Origin of the sequence: Granulicatella sp. HMSC31F03 (genome assembly GCF_001807725.1) — a bacterium.
In the GTDB taxonomy this organism is placed as follows: Bacteria; Bacillota; Bacilli; order Lactobacillales; family Aerococcaceae; genus Granulicatella; species Granulicatella adiacens.
In genome coordinates, this window is the sequence record NZ_KV790837.1 from 23,792 (window position 1) to 41,153 (window position 17,362).

The following is a 17,362-nucleotide window of genomic DNA, read 5'->3' on the forward strand; positions in this document are numbered from 1 at the left end:
GGAATTCATTCCTTACTCCGTCTTTGAGGCTTTAGAGGTGAGAGACCATAGGCTCGAACCGGTGCCTTGTTATTGTTTTTATGAAGTAAATCCGTAAGGATTTTCAAAAATCGCGTTTAATTTATTTTATGAAATTGAATAGTTTGGTGCTTCTTTAGTGATCTGAACATCATGCGGATGGCTTTCTCTTAGCCCCGCACCACTCATACGCACAAACTGCGTATTCTCGCGAAGCTCTTCTAAATTACGCGCCCCCACATACCCCATACCAGAGCGAAGTCCGCCGACCATTTGGAAGATAATATCCGCCGCAGACCCTTTGTAAGCAACACGTCCTTCGATTCCTTCTGGCACGCGTTTGTTGGCTTCATTTTTCGCTTGGAAGTAACGGTCCCCTGAACCATTTTCCATCGCTGCTAGACTTCCCATTCCGCGGTATGTCTTGAAGCGACGGCCTTGGAAGATTTCAAATTCCCCTGGAGATTCATCGGTTCCGGCAAGCATACTTCCTAACATTACCGCATGTCCACCCGCTGCGATGGCTTTTGCGATATCCCCTGAATACTTGATTCCACCGTCTGCAATAATCGCTTTGCCAAATTCTTTAGCCACTGTTGCGGCATCATAAATCGCTGTGATTTGCGGAACCCCTACACCGGCAACGACACGGGTTGTACAGATGGAACCTGGTCCGATTCCGACTTTAACCACGTCGACACCTGTTTCAAATAAGGCGCGAGTTCCTTCGGCAGTCGCCACATTTCCAGCAATTAATGTTGCTTCTGGGAAAGTATCACGGATTTCTTTGATTTTACGAATCACTCCGGCACTGTGCCCGTGAGCTGTATCAATGACGATGGCATCTGCACCCGCATCTAGTAGCTCTGTTGCACGTTCAAATGTATCCGAAGTAATACCCACTGCAGCCGCTACTAATAGACGCCCATGTTCATCTTTAGCAGAGTTCGGGAATTCGATGACTTTTTCGATGTCTTTGATGGTGATTAACCCCGCTAAGCATCCTTTGTCATCTACTAAAGGTAATTTTTCGATTTTATGTTTTTGAAGAATGGCTTCTGCATCTTTGAGGGATGTTCCAACTGGAGCCGTTACGAGGTGCTCTTTTGTCATTACTTCGTCAATTAAAATGGAATAATCTGAAATGAATCGTAAGTCACGGTTTGTCAAAATCCCAACGAGGTGACGTGTTTCTAAGTCATCAACGATTGGAACACCGCTAATACGGTATTTTGCCATGAGGTCTTCAGCGTCTTGTACTTTATGGGATGGAGTTAAGAAAAATGGATTAATGATAACGCCACTCTCTGATCGTTTTACTTTGTGCACTTCTTCCGCCTGCTCGGCAATCGACATGTTTTTATGGATGACCCCAAGACCTCCTTGGCGCGCAATCGCAATCGCCATCGTCGCATCTGTGACCGTATCCATGCTGGCACTGATTAAAGGGATATTTAAACGAATATTTTTCGCTAATTGCACACGCAAATCAACATCATTCGGCAATACATGACTCTCTGCTGGAATTAATAAAACATCGTCAAATGTGTACCCTTCTTTTTGAAATTTTGTTTCCCATTTTGACATCGCACAAACCTCCAGTGATTAAATTTATTAACGAATAATATACCATTTTTTTGGCAAAATGCAAGCTTTTTCACGATTTTTATTGTCATTCACAAAAGTTTTACATTTCATTGTTCGCATTTTTAGAAACATTAATTTTTTAAAAATTTCCCTCTCACCCTCCACAGATTGTGCTACACTATAAGTAACAAGGAAAGGATGATTCGCGTGAAAAAACAACTGTTATCGGCGGTTGTACTGAGCCTAGTTCTTCTTGGTTGCTCAAATAAAAACAATCCAAGTGAAACTACGACCTCTCCATCAACCTCTACGCAAACAACAAAAACCACAACTACTGACACAACGACAACGGCAAAAACAACTTCTGCTAGCACAGAGGCTTCCTCTGAAGAATCCTCTACTAAGGACATAGCGACAGAAAAACAACAATCCTCTCAAGGAAGTGGTATGGCGGATGTCTCTTTAGGCTATCAAATGGTTGTCAATAAGAAACACGCTCTTCCTTCGACTTATGCTCCGGGAGAAGATCCTACCGCTGGGGCACAAGTGAAGAAACTCATTCAAAAAATGCAAGAACTGGAATATCCGATTAGTGATGTTTACAGCGGATATCGCTCTTATGAATATCAAGAACAACTCTATAACAATTATGTCGCTCGTGAAGGTAAAGAGGCTGCGGATACCTATTCCGCAAGACCTGGCTACAGCGAACATCAAACAGGACTAGCCTTTGATCTCTTAGATACAACAGGGAATTTATTAGACGGTGAAGAAAATAAGGACGCCATCGCCTGGCTCCACACCCACGCCCATGAGTATGGATTTATTATCCGATTCCAAGCTGGGAAAGAAGCCATTACCGGATACCAAGCCGAAGCCTGGCATTTACGCTATGTAGGCGACAAAGCAACAGACATCTATAACTCCGGCCTTTCTCTTGAAGAGTACTACGGAGTAGAAGGTGGAGGATATGAATAGCAGGATATGAGTCTTCGCGGTTAGAAATCGACCACTGGACCAAACCAACGCAAGCATCGTAAAAAACGATGTGCGTATGGGTTGGGAAGTGGACGCGATTTCTGCGATGACGAGTTCAACTACACAGGATACGAGGGTGAGTGGTCAGCTTTCGACCCTTTACCGAAATTAACGCAAGCGTCCGATAAGGACGTGCGGATAATTATCGGAAAGGAACGCGAAAGCTACGAGCCCGAGTTCAACTCCAGGATACGAGGCAGAAAGACAGAAGTAAAAATAATCATTTATAAACACTATTTATCAACATAAAAAAGCAAGGTGAATTCACCTTGCTTTTATTTTTAAATATATGTCAAACTCTTTCCAATAATAAAAGTGGTTGTCACATTATGCAATAATGCCAAAACACTTGGAGATAACACATCGATTAGCCCTAACCCCATCAAGAAAGAATTAATTCCTACTGTATTTTTTAAATTCAAATCCAATTGATGATTTAATTGATCCGTAATCGTATCTAACACATGTAGTCCTGTCAATTGTTCATTTAAGAATAAAATATCGCTGGCTTGACGAGCAATATCTGAAGCACCCGCCATCACAACCCCTACATTTGCAAGGGACAGTGCAGCAGAATCATTAATTCCATCTCCAATCATTAACACATGATGCCCTTGATCTTTCAATTGCTGAATAACTTGATGCTTTTGTTCAGGTTTTACTTGAGTGTAGACCTTATCAAAAGAAATGAGAGAACAAATCGTTTCCGTACGTTTTTGTGTATCTCCGGTAAGAAGAACTATTTGCTTACCTCTTTCCTTTAATTCATGCAATAATTCAATAGCCTCTGGTCGTAGCGGTGTATCAATAAGAAAAATAGCAATTAATTTTCCATCGTAACTTAGATAGAGCAAATTAAACATTTGACTATATTCTTCTATGACTTTCTTCTGTTGTTCCGAAATAAAAGTTTGTTCTTCTTCTAGTAATTCTAGACTTCCGATGAGAACTCTTTTTCCGTCAATGGAAGATACAATTCCTTTTGAAGCTACGTGAGTTAATTTCCCATGCATTTCTTCATGTTCAATTCCCTCATCTTCTGCTTTCTTAACAACAGCCGTCGCAATTGGATGATAAATATGTTCTTCCAAACAAGCTGCAATTCGTAAAACTTCCGCATCATCATAACCCTCATAGGAAATAATTCTTTGAATTTTTGGAATTCCAGTTGTCAATGTTCCTGTCTTATCAAAAACAAAAGTATCGACTTGCGCATATTCATCTAAAGAATTAGATCCTTTAATCACAATTCCCTGATTAGAAGCCGCTTTAATGGCTGTTAAATAAGTAGCTGGTGAAGATAATTTTAACGCACATGAATAATCCACTAATAGGAAAGTGAGTGCTTTAGAGACTGAGCGAGTGAATAGATACGTCAACGCCATCCCGATGAAATTATATTTCACTAATCCATCTGCTTTTTCCATTAATTGCTTTTGTTGTTTTGATTGATGGAATTCACTTGATTTAATTAGCTGAACGATTTGCTGCAAGCGTAAGTTTTGTTGCTTATTCGTCACTTCTACTAGTAGTTCGCCATGCTCTACAACTGTATTAGCGTAGACCATATCCCCTTGTTTTTTGGCGACTGGGAATGACTCGCCTGTTAATGAGCTTTCATTTAAGTATCCTCTTCCATTGACAACTCTTCCGTCAAAGTATATTTCTTGACCTTCTGTTGCAACGAAGATATCTCCTACTTCAACATGATTACTCATTTTCTTGAAGCGCTCGCCCTCTTTTTCAATCCATATCTCGTAAATATTATTCGTTAAATTCTTTTCAAGTTCTTCAATAGATTTCTTTTGGGACCAGTCATCTAAATCGTCTCCTAAATTCAATAAGAACATAATCATATCAGCAGTTTTATAGTCTCCCATCGCTGCAGAAGTCGCTATAGCCACAAAATCGAGTAAACTCATAGAAAGTTTTTTCTCACAAATTGATTGGAAAGCAGCCTTTCCAAACTTCACCATTTTCAGAAGTATCCATCCCACACGAAGAGGTGTTGGAAGAAGGACTTTTGAAAGCATTCTTCTATAGAGATGCGTTGAAATAATATCATATGGCGAAGAAGGGACTAGCCACTCGACTTCGTTTTGTTTTTCAATTACTTTCTCCATTTGAATCAAAGATAAAAAATTTTGAACCTGTTGATCTTTCCCTTGAGAAAAATACACTCCTACATGCTTTAAATCTTTATAAAAGTGCAACTTTTCAATACCAGGAACTGTGCAAGCTAATTCCTCTAAATACATTTGTACCGGATGCGGACATGTAAAAGGGAGCTCTAGTCGCACTCTAGAGTTCGATTGATGCTTAATAATAAACTTCATTATTTTTCACTAGTTTCTACTACTAATTGTGCATTTTTTTCTTCAGCATATAAGTCTTTTGCTTCTTCTAAGACATCATCTGCATGTTGTTTTACAGTAGAAACGGTTGCATCAATACCATCTTTTAATTTATAAGAAGTAGCGACTGCTTTAGCATATACATGTTTTGCTTCTTTGCTCGCTAATAGTTTTAATCCTAACGATCCAAATAAAACTCCTCCCGCAAATACACCTGATTTTTTAGCAAATTTTCCTAAACTTACAAGTTCTTTAATCATTATGATTACCTCCATTTTTTCTAATTAGAATTATTCAATTCTAACTATAGTATACGGATTTAATCCCCTTCTTTCAATAATTAAAAGTTTAAGATTCTATTAGTCTCTTTGACTTTCTAAATAAAAGCTACCTTGTAGAAAAACAAGGTAGCTTATTCTAACCAAAAGAATGCTTGAGGTAACTTTTCCTCTGCATTTCCTATAAAGCACTTCCCATGCGCAAAAAGAACATTCAATGGCTTCCAACCTTGGATTCTTTGATAACACTTTCTAGCTATTTCTTTGTGAAACAAAAAGGTCATTCTTAAATCTCTTGGTGTATGGCCATTGGGGTAAGTATTATCTCCTATTTTGAATAATAAACGGTGCCAACAAGAGCACTCTTTTGAAAGTTCAATATTCTCAATCAAATCGGTTAAAATTAATGTACGACTCTTTTGGTGGAAGAATACAGACTCCTCAATGAGTGTACTTCCTTCAAACGGGAGATAATCTATTTCTGATTGCCAACTAATAGCATGGGTTTTATCTAGTACGGTGTAGGTCTGGATACCCTTTGATTCTTCAAAAATTTTCTCCAACCCTTTTGTTGCCCACACTTTTGCAGTCGGATAAGCTTGGCTCCACTCTTCCATATAGACATAATGCAATTTATTGGGAGCTACTATGTGTGCCACATTCCCCAGAGCTTCGATTTCACTTTTTAACTCTTGTGTTAAATGAATCGGAGAATGAATCCACAAGTCGCGATTGTTTAATCGTACCACTGTCATCCGCGTGCTAAAGGGAACTTGAGTCAGATTGAAGTTCATTTCAACAACGTCTCCATCGACAATCCAAATATCTTCACCAATTGCTTTTAATGTATATAGTGGTTCATATACTTTCACAGAACATGTCATATCGGATTCTCCTCTGGTGATTAGTAGACCTCATAATGAATAATCAGCGGGGAATTTTTCTTCAAGAGTTTTTGAAGGCGTTTATGGTATTGGGCCGGGAAGACCATATTTTTAGCACGCAATGTTTTTTCATGCAGCACTTTTGCGGTGTGGTCGGCAAAACTCAAACAATTTCTAGTCCAGCCATTATAAGTCATGAATTTAGAACGATTGAATTTATAAAACACGGTATCCATCTGTTGTGCCATGAAGTACACATACATTTCTTCAAAACGATCGAAAGTTGGATTATAGTAAATGGCTTCACTCGTCGGCTCCCATGTCTTTGTCGGCGCTAATATTTTTTCTAAGTATGCATGAATGGCATCCATTTGCTCAGAAGTGACCGCAATTGAATAAATATGTAATGCTTTTTGATAATGGTTCTTACAAAATAGCATATACTCTTCACGCGGTGCTTTGATGAGCACTCCTTCTGCTATCCAGCCGCCTAATTTCAAATCTCTCTCATCATAGTTCCCGTACGAATAGACATAGCCATCAATACATAAATCGACATGTCCAAGAGGTCCATTTCCGCGCTCTGCCACATGCACAAAAATTTCAAAGCGACTCTTGGCTAGCGGTGGGTATGGAATTGGATAGGGAACGTATTCCATCGGCATATTTACTTTTGGAAATGTCCGCACCACTTGATGCAACACTTTCTCCATTAATTTCTTTTCAGCCATTACAAACTCCTCAAAAATTCAGATAGGTTCATTTTAGCATAAAAGCCTCTTCTAAACAGTCTTTTTTTAGAAAATCTAATACTTTCTCTAACTTATTTCTTCATTTTTTTCATAAAAAAACCTCTCACCATAGATGAGAGGAAAAAAGGATAGAGTTTTATTTACTATTAGTAAATAATTCTTATTTGGGAATAGAAAAACTATAACCAAACTTTATGAATAATTTATGACGATTTTGGCTAAAAACAGAGAAATTTAATCCCCAAAAGCGGCGTGCATTCCCGCCACATAGCCGGTTACAAAAGCAGCGGTGATATTATACCCACCTGTATAACCGTGAATATCTAACAGTTCCCCGCAGAAATACAAACCTTGTGTTAATTTCGATTGCAAAGTTTTCGGATTCACTTCCTTCAAATGAACTCCTCCGCCGGTTACAAAGCCTTTTTCAATCGGGAGAGACCCATTCACAGTAAAACGGAAATTCGTAAGGGCTTCTTTAATTTGTGCCCAGTTGGCCTCCGTCAAGCGACTCACCGCCGTTTGGTCATCAATCCCCACTTTTGCTAGTAAAAATTCTATATATCGTTCGGGAAGCAATGTTTTCAAATGATTTTTAATTGATTTTAGAGGAGCTTCCTCCACAAAACCTTTCAACTTTGCATCTAGTTCTGAAGCGTTAAGGTCTGGTAATGCATTTAAACTCATTACGACTTCTTTCTTCTTTTCCTTTTCTTGTACTTGATGCACAAAGCTTGAACAACGTAACACTGCTGGTCCGCTGACACCAAAGTGAGTGAAAATCATATCCATCTGATGCGTAACAATCGCTTTTCCTTTCCCACTAAGAACACTGAGCGCCACATTTCGTAAGGATAGCGCTCGAAGCTCTCCTTTTTGAATAAACTCTTCGCTACTTGTCAACGGAACTTCCGTCGCAAACAGAGGTGTAATCGTATGACCTGCAACACGGGCAATCCCGTACCCATCTCCCGTCGAACCTGTCTTAGGATACGATTTCCCACCGGTCGCTAAAATCACCGCATCGGCCTGTAGTTGTTCCCCATTATCGAGTTCTACCACTCGTACGGCTCCCTCGTTTACACGAATCGTCTTCACTTTCACATTCGTACGCACTTGCACGCCTAGCTTCTTGATTTCCTGAATAAAGGTCTCCAAAATCGTCTTGGCAGAATCTGTCACAGGAAACATACGCCCATGATCTTCTTCTTTCAAACGAACTCCACGCGATTCGAAAAATTGGATAATATCTTGATTGTCAAATTGAGAAAAGGCACTATATAAAAACCGTCCATTCCCCGGAATATGTTTCACGATTTCCTCAGGAGAACGTCGATTGGTAACATTACAACGTGTGCCTCCTGTGTGCAATAATTTTTTTCCTAAAGTTGGATTTTTCTCCAATAAGACCACTTCTGCACCATGCATCGCTGCACTGACTGAAGCCATTAATCCACTCGTTCCACCACCGATTACAATAACTTTCATACTTGCCTCCAATTCTCGTTGTCCCAATTATTATAAAGCATGCAAAATAAAAAAGCCTAGAGAAACTCTCTAGACCTTTTCCACTTACTCTTTCCATTCTTTCAGTGAAGCTAAATAGAACGCCCCACAGACGATTAATAGACTTCCTCCTGCAAAATACGGAAGAATCTCTAAAGTTCCGAAACTCATCCAGTAAAGAATTGTAAGGATGATTTGGAAAACGGGAATGGCTGGTAAAATTCGTTGCAGCGTCGGCATAAAAATCAGAATACCTGCGACTAAATAGAAAATCCGCACTCCGTTTTTGATTCTCGAATCTCCTTTAAAGGTTTGAAACCCTTTGATTCCAAAATAAATAACGATTAAATTCAGCATCAACAAAATCCAAAAGAACTGTGAGGAAACATCTACTGTGTTCACAAAAGATAGTTTTAATGCGACAATGGGCGCTAACCAGAATAATACCCCAGAACCAACCCCAACAATCCCACAAAAACGAGCTAAATTTTTACGATCCATACAATTCCTCCTTCTTATCTATCAAACATCGCTTATGCTTTTACAGCCGTCACTTGGATTTCTACTAGGGCATTCTTTGGTAAAGCCGCTGCTTGAAATGCCATCCGTGCTGGATAAGGAGAAGAAAAATACTCTCCATACACTTCATTCATTTGTGCAAAGTCGTTGATGTCGGCTAGTAGTACGGTTGTAGAGACTACCGCGTCCATTCCTACCCCTGCTTCTTTTAAGATCGCACGGATATTTTTCAATGATTGATGCGTTTGGCTCACAATATCACTTCCTGAAAACTCCCCTGTTTCAGGAACGATTGGCAACTGTCCAGAGACTACAATCGTTTCTCCTTTATAGGCTACTCCTTGTGAGTAAGGCCCGATTGCTTTTGGAGCCTGTTCTGTTTGAATCAATTTCTTTGTCATAGGGTTCCTCCTAGTCTAATGGTGGCACAGTGTCCACGAATACATATGTTTTCATACGGTCAAATGCTTCTACAAGACGCGCATACGGTAACGCGAGGTTAATACGGATACAGCCTTCGCCGAAGAACATCTTGCCGTCTTGCCAAGCCACGCCGACATCCCAGCCACGTTTTTCGAGTTGCTCTAGCGTTAAGTTATGTTTTTTCAAGAACGGTGAACAGTCGATAAAGAGCATATACGTGCCTTCAGGTTTTGTGACTTCTACGCCGTCCAATTCACAGTGAATAAAGTCGCACGCATAGTCCGCGTTCTTCTCGATTACTTCACGCAACTCTTCCAGCCACTCGTAACCTTCTTCTTGATACGCCCCAATTAAAGCATGCATCGACATCACATTCATCGCGTTATAATGAGGTTTCATCCCTTTTGACTCGACGCGGTCTCTTAAGGCATCATTGTAAATCACATGATAACTTCCCACGAGCCCTGCCAAGTTAAACGTCTTACTTGGCGCATACATCGCCACGGTGCGATTCTTCGCATCTTCTGAAATCGATTGTGTCGGAATATGCTTATGGCCTTTAAAAATAATATCCGACCAAATTTCATCCGACACGACAATCACATCATACTTGCGGTAAATCTCCATTGCGCGTTCAATTTCTTCTTTCTCCCATACACGACCACTTGGGTTATGCGGAGAACAGAAAATCGCCACATGAATCTTATGTGCTTTGATTTTTTGTTCCATATCCTCAAAGTCCATACGGTAAACGCCCTTTTCGTCTTTCACAAGCGGGCTATGCACAGCCTTCAAGCCATTATCATTTAACGACTGCGTAAAGCCGACATAGGTTGGACTATGCACTAACACAGCATCCCCAGGCGCAGCGTACGATGTTAAAGTCGATACGACTCCTCCAAGCACGCCATTTTCATGACCAATATGTTTACGCGTTAATCCTGTCACTTGATGGTGGCGCGCATGCCACTGAATAATGCTTTCGTAGTACACTTTAGAAGGCATAAAGTACCCGAAAACCGGATGTTCCAATCGTTTTTGCATCGCCGAAATCACCGTTGGCACGGTTGGGAAACTCATGTCCGCAATCCACATCGGAATCACATCGAAACCTTTCTTCGGTCTATCTGGCGACTTTCCTGGAATCAACCCTAGCCCATCCACCGCCAGAGCGTCCATTCCATGTCGATCAAATTCTGTCGTAAAATCATATTTCATCCGCATAACCTCCTAGAATCTCACTTTCATTATACACCGTCCCCCGCATCCACTCAACGCCCGCCGAAGACTCAGTCCGGTGCAAGTTTTTTCATAAAAAGCGTAATTCTTGGTGAAGAAAAACATCCTAGGTTAACGTTGCAAAAAAATCCTTGGACTCTATAGTCATAGAAATAACGGTCGCATGCGAAAAGAATTAGAGCTCCATAGCGAGAATCTCTTTGGAGCTCTTTGACTTTCGCAAGGCCTGAGACCAAGGCTCAGTCCGGTGCAGTTGTTTCTATAACTATGAAGATGTCCAAGGATTTTAAAGCAACGCTTTAACCCTTTAACCTATTTCTTTATCGCTGAAATCACGCGATAGCCTTTTTGCGCGATAAAGTCCGCCACTTCATCCGGATTCGTTGAATCCACATGAAGCACCACTTGCACTTTCCCATCACGGTGATATACCGAAATCGTCGAAACGTTCACGTTGTTTTCACGCAACACATCCGAAATTTCTTCCAGAGGACCTGGTTTATCTTCATTGATTTCAATGAATAAACGAGAACCCGGTGTGTTGTATCCAGAAATTTCGATAAACGCATCAAAAATATCTTTATCAGTAATAATTCCTTCCACGTGGCCACGTGCATCTACTACTGGCAGTACGCCGACCTTTTGTTGACGCATAAGGGACGCAGCTTCTTCTAATAATGTATGAGCCTTCACGGTTAAGACTTGCTTTTGCATAATTTCGCTTGCTGTAGTCTTATTCAATAAATAGTTCAGCTCATGCATCGATAGGCTTGTTGCCATTGAAGGTGAATGCCCCGCAACAAGTTCTTCTGTGAGTAAGCCAACTAACTTGCCATCTTCTACAACTGGCAAGCGGTGAATGTCGTGTTCCTTCATTAAGTCTAGAGCTTTCATAACCGTCGTTTCAGGCGTTACTGTAATGACGTTGGTTGACATATAATCTTTAACTTCCATGATTACCCTCCTAGATATGCTTTCTGAATTTCATCACTTTCTAACAACTCTTGTCCTGTACCGCTTAATACCACTGATCCAGTTTCGAGTACATACGCACGATTTGAAATCGATAAGGCCATTTTCGCATTTTGCTCGATGAGTAAAACCGTTGTCCCTGTCTTTTGGATTTCTTGAATGATTTTGAAAATCTCACGGATAAAAATCGGTGCTAACCCCATTGACGGTTCATCCAACAATAATAGTTTTGGACGACTCATTAACGCACGCCCCATTGCTAACATTTGTTGCTCCCCACCAGAGAGTGTTTGCGCATCTTGGTCTTTACGTTCTTTCAAGATTGGGAAACGCTCGAAGACGTCTTCCATATCTTTTTGAATCGCTTCTTTATCCTTGCGTAGAAATGCCCCTAGTTCAAGGTTTTCTTTTACCGTTAATCCTGGGAATACGTGACGTCCTTCTGGCACTTGCACGAGTCCTTTCTCAACGATTTTCTTCGCAGATGTTGAAGCGATGTTCTCACCTAAGTATACGATTTCGCCTTCTGAAGGATGAATGAGTCCCGATAAAGTCTTCAAGATAGTTGATTTTCCAGCACCGTTTGCCCCGATTAGAGACACGATTTCGCCTTCATTCACCTTAAAATCAACATTACGTACGGCTTGAATCATTCCGTAATGAACTGATAAATTTTTAACTTCTAACATCTACTCACCTCCTAAGTACGCTTTAATAACTGCAGGATTTTGTTTAATTTCTTCTGGAGTTCCTTCTGCAAGAAGTCTTCCATATTCCAACACGTAAATGCGTTGGCAAATTTTCATCACAAGTGACATATCGTGTTCGATTAACACCACTGTCAAATCAAATTCTTTTTGAATTTTCGCAATTAGTTCTGTTAATTGAGCCGTCTCTTGAGGGTTCATCCCCGCTGCTGGCTCATCCAAGAATAAGATTTTTGGTTTTGTCGCTAACGCACGAACGATCTCAAGCTCACGTTGTTGTCCGTAAGCTAAGTTTTTCGCCTTTTCCTCTTTAAGTGTATCCAACTCAAAAATCTTTAGCAACTCAATCGCTTCTTCGCGCATTTTTGCTTCTGTATCATAGTATTTTTTCGTACGGAATAAGGTTGAGAATAATGAGTCACTTGAGTGCGAGTGCATCGCAATCATTACATTCTCTAGTACCGTTATATCTTTAAAGAGACGAATATTTTGGAAAGTACGTGCCATTCCAAGAGTGGTGCGTTTATATGGAGGAAGCCCGTTTAAGTTTTTCAACTGTCCGTCTACTTCTAAACTCACTGTTCCTTCTGTTGGCTCATACACCCCTGTTAACAAGTTGAAGAAAGTCGTTTTCCCAGCACCGTTTGGCCCGATGAGTCCGATAAGTTCTCCCTTGTTTACTTTCATAGAAACATTAGATACCGCGGAAAGTCCACCAAAGTTTTTAGTTAGTCCATTTACTTCTAATAACATTACTTCCCACTCTCCTTTGCCTCTTTTTTCTTAGAAAACTTCAAGTTCCCTAGTTTAAATTCCCATGTTCCAAGTAATCCACCCGGACGGAAGATCATAATTAAAATTAACGCTACTGCATAGATGATCATCCGTAATTGTCCAAATGGTTGTAGGACAAGGTTGATAATGCCAAGCAATACTGCTGCTACAAATGAACCAGTGAAACTTCCAATTCCTCCGAATACGACAATAATTAATACATCAATCGATTTCATAAACGTGAAGTCACCAGGTGTCACCGCTCCTAGCGTTGTCGCAGAAAGAGTTCCACCGATACTTGCAGTGGCTGCTCCTAATACGAAGGCCAAGATTTTGTACTTCGTCACTTGAACCCCCATCGATTCCGCTGCGATTTCATCTTGTAACACCCCATAAGTTGCACGACCAGCACTACTGAAAGTGTAGTTCAAGATTAAAATGGTTGTCACCACTAGGAAAATATAAGTAATCGTCCATGTGTTCGTTAAAGGAATCCCACTAATTCCGGCAGCGCCGTTTGTAATTTTCATATTGGTCACAGCTACACGAATGATTTCAGCAACCCCTAGAGTCGCAATCGCAAGGTAGTCTCCTTTTAAACGAAGCGTTGGTAATCCAACAAGAAATGCCACGATAACCGAAATGACAACCCCTACTGCCATTCCAGCAAATAGTCCTGGAAGACCGTTTATCATTTTTCCAAGAATCGCACCGCTATAAGAACCAATGGCGATAAATCCAGCATGTCCAAGTGAGAACTGTCCGGCAACCCCCAAAATCAAGTTTAACCCAACCGCATAGATGATATTAATCATGATGTTAATGAAGGTACTTTCGTAGTAGAAGTTGATTACTCCTGTTTGTACAAGCACGAAAAGAAGAGCGTACATTCCCAACGCGAACAATGTCCAACGAATATTCTTTTTATGAAATCTTTGCATCTTCTTCACCTACACTTTCTCTCTGACATTTTTACCAAACAGTCCAGCTGGTAATACGATTAAAATAATAAATAATAGGAAGTAAACCACTCCATCACGGTACGGTGAGTACCCGAAGAAGCTTACCATTGTTTCTAATAGACCGATGAGATAACCACCGACCATCGCTCCAGGAATACTTCCGATACCCCCAAGTACAGCTGCAACGAAGGCTTTTAGTCCGACTGTAATCCCCATTGTTGTAGATATTGTATTATAGTAAACGCCAACAAGGACACCTGCAATCCCAGCAAGTGCTGACCCAAGGGCAAAAGTAAATGAAATCACTCCATCTACGTCAATCCCCATGAGTTGAGCTGCTTGTTCATCAACAGCAACGGCACGCATCGCTTTCCCCATTTTTGTATAACGAACGATAAATTGTAATAAAGCCATTAATAAAACTGTAATCCCGAAAATCAGGATTTGCTTTCCATTCACTGAAACGTCTCCGAATAAAGTGAATGTCTCTGTTCCAAAATCTGAAGGAAACGGACGAGACTCCGCTCCAAAGAAATAACTCATTGCATTTTCTAATAAGTATGAAACCCCAATGGCTGTAATTAATGCAGCCACACGAGTCGATTTACGAAGCGGCTTATACGCCACACGCTCAATCACCACTCCTAAAATGGCGCACGCCACCATGGCTAATAGTAAGGCTAGGAATACATTCAATTTCAAAACCATTACCGCAAAATAGCCAATGAATGCCCCCATCATATACACATCACCGTGTGCGAAGTTAATCAGTTTAATCGTCCCATAAACCATGGTATATCCAAGCGCTATTAAAGCATAAATACTTCCGACTGCGAGCCCGTTTACCAATTGTTGAATTAACAACTCCATATATTTTCTCCTTTCATTTCTATCCTTTATCTAGTGGAAAAGAGAGGCGGAAGAAACTCTCCGTGCCTCTCTTCAAAATATGCTTATCCTAAAATTACTCAGCAGAGTACTCTTGAGCACTTACTTCTTGTCCGTTTTGGAACTCGATTACAACCGCTGATTTCACTGGTGTGTGGTCAGCACCCATTGAGAATGTTCCTGTAACACCGTCAAAGTCTGTTGTTTCTGCTAAAGCTTTTGTGATTGCTTGAGGATCTGTTGACCCTGCTTTTTCGATAGCTTTCATTAACAATTGAGTTGCATCATAACTTAAAGCTGCGAAAGTATCTGGATTTGTACCAAATTTTTCTTTATACGCTTTAACAAACTCTTGAACATCGCTATCTTTACTCAATGTTGAGAAGTGAGATGTGTAGTAAACGTTTGAAAGGTTTGAGCTGTTTCCAGCTAATGCTGCTAACTTATCACTTGAAAGACCGTCTCCACCAACGATTGGTTGAGTGATTCCCATTTCACGAGCTTGTTTGATGATTAAACCAACTTCTTCATAGTAACCAGGTACGTATAATACATCGAAGTCTTTAGATTTCAATGTTGTTAATACCGCTTGGAAATCTGTATCTTTCGTTTGATAGTATTCGCGAGCTACAACTGAACCACCGATTTTGCTATCAGTGTAAGTTTTTTCAAAAGCGTCTGCTAATCCTTTAGAGTAATCATTTCCTGTATCTTGTAAGATCGCTACTTTTGCTTTTCCGAATTTCTTGTTAACAAAGTTTGCTCCTACAACTCCTTGGTAGCTGTCAGAGAAACATACACGGTAGATGTATTCATATACTGAAGATGCATCTCCTGCATTTTTCAATGTTACACCGTCTCCTGTTGTTGCTGGGAATACTGTTGGGATTTTAGCTTGTTCGTTTACAGGGATTGATACTGCTGCATCCCCTGTAGTTGCTGGTCCAACTACACCGACTACTTTCTCAGAAGCTAATTTTTTCGCAACAGAAGCAACTTCTGTCTTATCTGATTTGTTGTCATATGAAACGTATTTTAATTCCTTATCAAGTAACTTCCCTTTTTGTTCAACCGCTAATTGTGCTGCATTGTTCATTGAAGTTCCGTAAGTTGCTACGTTCCCTGTTAATTCGAAGTTTCCTCCGATTTTGACTGTGTTGCTATCTGCTGCACTTCCGCAACCTGCTAAAATGGCTGCAACCACAGCTCCTAATGTGAATTGTTTTAATTTCATAAGATCCCTCTTTTCATACTTTAAATTTCTAAGATGAGAGTAGTATATAATATTCTGACAATTCTTGCAACTATTTTCTATTCATTTATAAAAAATTTTTCATAAAAATGAAAAAATGCTTTTGTTTACAAAAAAAGAGACCGCCCAACACGAGGCAATCTCTCCTAACATCTCTTATTTTACTTCTGTATATCCAATCGCTTCTAATTTTTGAGCAGCAGTTGCAAAGTCATCAAAATATTTATCCACTAACTGAGCATCTTTCAATTCAATATTTCCTTCTGCATTCGTTACTAAGTTTGAAAGACCAATTGCAAGCGTACGTTTGCCAGCATATTTATACTCTACTCGAACAAGCATCACAAGGTTTCCGTTTCCTTCGATTAAACCGTCGCCATATCCACTTTCACCTACACCGCTTGATAAACCACGATAATAAGTTTTATCAAAAGTAATGGTCGCATCTGTGTACTTTTTGTTGATTTCTTCTTTTAATTTTTTAACAACTTCATCTTTGTTTTTTGCATCCTCAAATTTGTCAGCAACTGTTTTTAAGCCTTTTACTGGAAGAGTGAAGCTTCCATCGCCTTCTAAAATATAGCCATTTGATTCTAAAACTTTATCGAAGTTTCCGTCAATTTTAATTTTAGCATCTTTTCCATTTTCTAATTGTCCATCATTTTCAACTACAAAACGAATGGAAGCTACACGAGGGTCATTTATGCGAACTTTCGCTTTTCCTTTTTTGTTGAAACCTGTTGCTTCTAATGACACTAATTTTGCTAATTCTTCAGAATTTAGTTTCTTAACAGCCGTTAATCCCGTTACTTTCACTTTTTTCTCTGAAGGAATTGTCACAAATTTTTCTAGATTCTTTGTATTTGCAAACGTTAAAGTAACTTCTTCGTCATTTGATAAATTTTCAGTCTTGCTTGGAGATATTTTAACTTCAGCAATAGCCGCTTTTAATTCTGATTCTGTTTTGGCGTCTGCTTTAGGATTTTCTACTAAGAAAGCGGTGATTAACTCCTCTGTATTGAATTGATACGTAATACGTCCTTTTGTATCAACGCCACTAAAAGACGTTTTAAGGTAGTTTCCGGCATCTACTTTTTTAAATCCACAGGCAGCTAATACAACCGTTGCCATTAAGCATAAAAATGTTAATAACTTCTTTTTCATTTTAGTCCTCCTAAAGTATAAAAAAATCTTAAATATGTTTTATTA

17 protein-coding genes are annotated in these 17,362 nt (G+C 39.9%); 1 reads left to right on the forward strand and 16 read right to left on the reverse strand.

Features of this window, described 5'->3' with window-relative positions; genetic code table 11:
• Positions 1 to 126: 126 nt before the first annotated feature.
• On the reverse strand, positions 127 to 1,605 hold the full coding sequence (gene guaB / locus HMPREF3106_RS00130) for an IMP dehydrogenase (protein WP_070443563.1): 1,479 nt from the start codon (positions 1,603 to 1,605) through the stop codon (positions 127 to 129).
• 198 nt (positions 1,606 to 1,803) lie between these two features.
• On the opposite strand from guaB, the gene HMPREF3106_RS00135 reads away from it, so the two are divergent.
• The gene (locus tag HMPREF3106_RS00135) at positions 1,804 to 2,583 is read left to right on the forward strand and encodes a M15 family metallopeptidase (RefSeq protein WP_070438461.1); all 780 of its coding nucleotides are present in this window, start codon (positions 1,804 to 1,806) and stop codon (positions 2,581 to 2,583) included.
• Positions 2,584 to 2,924: 341 nt separating this feature from the next.
• Here HMPREF3106_RS00135 and HMPREF3106_RS00140 read toward each other — a convergent pair whose 3' ends face one another.
• From HMPREF3106_RS00140 to HMPREF3106_RS00210, 15 genes are all read right to left on the reverse strand, one after another.
• Positions 2,925 to 4,979, reverse strand: a complete 2,055-nt coding sequence (locus tag HMPREF3106_RS00140; RefSeq protein WP_070438464.1) for a heavy metal translocating P-type ATPase — start codon at positions 4,977 to 4,979, stop codon at positions 2,925 to 2,927.
• Positions 4,979 to 5,257 (reverse strand): DUF6110 family protein, encoded by a 279-nt coding sequence (locus tag HMPREF3106_RS00145; RefSeq protein ID WP_039848982.1) that lies wholly within the window; start codon positions 5,255 to 5,257, stop codon positions 4,979 to 4,981. Before HMPREF3106_RS00145 ends, HMPREF3106_RS00140 begins: the two co-directional genes overlap by 1 nt.
• A gap of 152 nt (positions 5,258 to 5,409) precedes the next feature.
• Positions 5,410 to 6,159: a DUF4336 domain-containing protein gene (locus HMPREF3106_RS00150; protein ID WP_070443598.1), complete on the reverse strand. Its 750-nt coding sequence runs from the start codon at positions 6,157 to 6,159 to the stop codon at positions 5,410 to 5,412.
• 20 nt (positions 6,160 to 6,179) lie between these two features.
• On the reverse strand, positions 6,180 to 6,890 hold the full coding sequence (locus tag HMPREF3106_RS00155) for a hypothetical protein (RefSeq protein ID WP_005606355.1): 711 nt from the start codon (positions 6,888 to 6,890) through the stop codon (positions 6,180 to 6,182).
• 255 nt (positions 6,891 to 7,145) lie between these two features.
• Positions 7,146 to 8,399 carry a BaiN/RdsA family NAD(P)/FAD-dependent oxidoreductase gene (locus tag HMPREF3106_RS00160; RefSeq protein ID WP_070443601.1) on the reverse strand — a complete coding sequence of 418 codons (1,254 nt, stop codon included), beginning with the start codon at positions 8,397 to 8,399 and terminating at the stop codon, positions 7,146 to 7,148.
• Between the two features lie 84 nt (positions 8,400 to 8,483).
• Positions 8,484 to 8,918 carry a hypothetical protein gene (locus tag HMPREF3106_RS00165; protein WP_005606359.1) on the reverse strand — a complete coding sequence of 145 codons (435 nt, stop codon included), beginning with the start codon at positions 8,916 to 8,918 and terminating at the stop codon, positions 8,484 to 8,486.
• A 32-nt stretch (positions 8,919 to 8,950) separates the two neighbouring features.
• Positions 8,951 to 9,337, reverse strand: coding sequence for a RidA family protein (locus HMPREF3106_RS00170; RefSeq protein WP_070443605.1), 387 nt, complete (start codon positions 9,335 to 9,337; stop codon positions 8,951 to 8,953).
• Positions 9,338 to 9,347: 10 nt separating this feature from the next.
• Positions 9,348 to 10,577 (reverse strand): MalY/PatB family protein, encoded by a 1,230-nt coding sequence (locus HMPREF3106_RS00175; RefSeq protein ID WP_070438481.1) that lies wholly within the window; start codon positions 10,575 to 10,577, stop codon positions 9,348 to 9,350.
• A 333-nt stretch (positions 10,578 to 10,910) separates the two neighbouring features.
• On the reverse strand, positions 10,911 to 11,552 hold the full coding sequence (locus HMPREF3106_RS00180) for a CBS and ACT domain-containing protein (protein WP_070443608.1): 642 nt from the start codon (positions 11,550 to 11,552) through the stop codon (positions 10,911 to 10,913).
• 2 nt (positions 11,553 to 11,554) lie between these two features.
• On the reverse strand, positions 11,555 to 12,259 hold the full coding sequence (locus tag HMPREF3106_RS00185; RefSeq protein ID WP_005606368.1) for an ABC transporter ATP-binding protein: 705 nt from the start codon (positions 12,257 to 12,259) through the stop codon (positions 11,555 to 11,557).
• On the reverse strand, positions 12,260 to 13,030 hold the full coding sequence (locus tag HMPREF3106_RS00190; RefSeq protein WP_005606370.1) for an ABC transporter ATP-binding protein: 771 nt from the start codon (positions 13,028 to 13,030) through the stop codon (positions 12,260 to 12,262). It abuts the gene before it with no gap.
• Positions 13,030 to 13,992 carry a branched-chain amino acid ABC transporter permease gene (locus tag HMPREF3106_RS00195; protein WP_039848984.1) on the reverse strand — a complete coding sequence of 321 codons (963 nt, stop codon included), beginning with the start codon at positions 13,990 to 13,992 and terminating at the stop codon, positions 13,030 to 13,032. The genes HMPREF3106_RS00190 and HMPREF3106_RS00195 overlap by 1 nt, the downstream gene beginning before the upstream one ends.
• 9 nt (positions 13,993 to 14,001) lie before the next feature.
• Positions 14,002 to 14,883 carry a branched-chain amino acid ABC transporter permease gene (locus tag HMPREF3106_RS00200; protein WP_070443611.1) on the reverse strand — a complete coding sequence of 294 codons (882 nt, stop codon included), beginning with the start codon at positions 14,881 to 14,883 and terminating at the stop codon, positions 14,002 to 14,004.
• 94 nt (positions 14,884 to 14,977) lie between these two features.
• Positions 14,978 to 16,135 (reverse strand): ABC transporter substrate-binding protein, encoded by a 1,158-nt coding sequence (locus tag HMPREF3106_RS00205; RefSeq protein WP_070443614.1) that lies wholly within the window; start codon positions 16,133 to 16,135, stop codon positions 14,978 to 14,980.
• A 174-nt stretch (positions 16,136 to 16,309) separates the two neighbouring features.
• Positions 16,310 to 17,317 (reverse strand): hypothetical protein, encoded by a 1,008-nt coding sequence (locus tag HMPREF3106_RS00210; protein ID WP_005606374.1) that lies wholly within the window; start codon positions 17,315 to 17,317, stop codon positions 16,310 to 16,312.
• Positions 17,318 to 17,362 lie beyond the last annotated feature (45 nt).

What these genes read in the sequence shown, in the direction of transcription:
- HMPREF3106_RS00180 (WP_070443608.1), bottom strand. Translation starts at nt 11,552, where the DNA reads ATGGAAGTTAAAGATTATATGTCAACCAACGTCATTACAGTAACGCCT.
- HMPREF3106_RS00210 (WP_005606374.1), bottom strand. Translation starts at nt 17,317, where the DNA reads ATGAAAAAGAAGTTATTAACATTTTTATGCTTAATGGCAACGGTTGTA.
- HMPREF3106_RS00200 (WP_070443611.1), bottom strand. Translation starts at nt 14,883, where the DNA reads ATGGAGTTGTTAATTCAACAATTGGTAAACGGGCTCGCAGTCGGAAGT.
- HMPREF3106_RS00205 (WP_070443614.1), bottom strand. Translation starts at nt 16,135, where the DNA reads ATGAAATTAAAACAATTCACATTAGGAGCTGTGGTTGCAGCCATTTTA.
- HMPREF3106_RS00135 (WP_070438461.1), top strand. Translation starts at nt 1,804, where the DNA reads ATGATTCGCGTGAAAAAACAACTGTTATCGGCGGTTGTACTGAGCCTA.
- HMPREF3106_RS00155 (WP_005606355.1), bottom strand. Translation starts at nt 6,890, where the DNA reads ATGGCTGAAAAGAAATTAATGGAGAAAGTGTTGCATCAAGTGGTGCGG.
- HMPREF3106_RS00190 (WP_005606370.1), bottom strand. Translation starts at nt 13,030, where the DNA reads ATGTTATTAGAAGTAAATGGACTAACTAAAAACTTTGGTGGACTTTCC.
- HMPREF3106_RS00195 (WP_039848984.1), bottom strand. Translation starts at nt 13,992, where the DNA reads ATGCAAAGATTTCATAAAAAGAATATTCGTTGGACATTGTTCGCGTTG.
- HMPREF3106_RS00145 (WP_039848982.1), bottom strand. Translation starts at nt 5,257, where the DNA reads ATGATTAAAGAACTTGTAAGTTTAGGAAAATTTGCTAAAAAATCAGGT.
- HMPREF3106_RS00175 (WP_070438481.1), bottom strand. Translation starts at nt 10,577, where the DNA reads ATGAAATATGATTTTACGACAGAATTTGATCGACATGGAATGGACGCT.
- HMPREF3106_RS00140 (WP_070438464.1), bottom strand. Translation starts at nt 4,979, where the DNA reads ATGAAGTTTATTATTAAGCATCAATCGAACTCTAGAGTGCGACTAGAG.
- guaB (WP_070443563.1), bottom strand. Translation starts at nt 1,605, where the DNA reads ATGTCAAAATGGGAAACAAAATTTCAAAAAGAAGGGTACACATTTGAC.
- HMPREF3106_RS00150 (WP_070443598.1), bottom strand. Translation starts at nt 6,159, where the DNA reads ATGACATGTTCTGTGAAAGTATATGAACCACTATATACATTAAAAGCA.
- HMPREF3106_RS00170 (WP_070443605.1), bottom strand. Translation starts at nt 9,337, where the DNA reads ATGACAAAGAAATTGATTCAAACAGAACAGGCTCCAAAAGCAATCGGG.
- HMPREF3106_RS00185 (WP_005606368.1), bottom strand. Translation starts at nt 12,259, where the DNA reads ATGTTAGAAGTTAAAAATTTATCAGTTCATTACGGAATGATTCAAGCC.
- HMPREF3106_RS00160 (WP_070443601.1), bottom strand. Translation starts at nt 8,399, where the DNA reads ATGAAAGTTATTGTAATCGGTGGTGGAACGAGTGGATTAATGGCTTCA.
- HMPREF3106_RS00165 (WP_005606359.1), bottom strand. Translation starts at nt 8,918, where the DNA reads ATGGATCGTAAAAATTTAGCTCGTTTTTGTGGGATTGTTGGGGTTGGT.